The organism is Pseudoalteromonas sp. SIMBA_162, from assembly GCF_046535955.1.
Taxonomy (GTDB): Bacteria; Pseudomonadota; Gammaproteobacteria; order Enterobacterales; family Alteromonadaceae; genus Pseudoalteromonas; species Pseudoalteromonas marina.
Map to the genome: position 1 here is coordinate 1 of NZ_JAWJBQ010000200.1, position 317 is coordinate 317.

At 67.5% G+C, this 317-nt stretch carries 1 protein-coding gene; it reads right to left on the reverse strand.

Annotated elements, in window-relative coordinates; translation table 11 throughout:
* Window positions 1-295 (reverse strand): hypothetical protein (locus R0J88_RS19355; protein WP_410900780.1); only part of this gene is annotated, 295 nt, incomplete at its 3' end.
* Between the last annotated feature and the right edge of the window lie 22 nt (window positions 296-317).

The following is a 317-nucleotide window of genomic DNA, read 5'->3' on the forward strand; positions in this document are numbered from 1 at the left end:
GCACCGATCCCCAGTGCACGCGCTGCATCAGCTCGGTCCGGTTGGTCCAGCCGTGTTCGTCGCGCAGCACGTTGCCGTGGGTCAGTGACACGGTCTGCGCGGCTTCGTTGACCGAACCCGGCAGCGTGTTGTTGCGGTTGAGCGTGTAGTGGTAGTAGCGCGTGGCGTTGCGCAGCGACCAGTTGTCGTTGAAGCGGTGCGTCAGCGTGCCGGCGTACGACTGCACGCGGGTCTGGGTGTAGTCGGTGTCGCGCGCGTTCTCGGCGCCGTAGTAGGTGGACGGGTCCACGTCCACCGGCCGGCCATGGTAGGCCGGG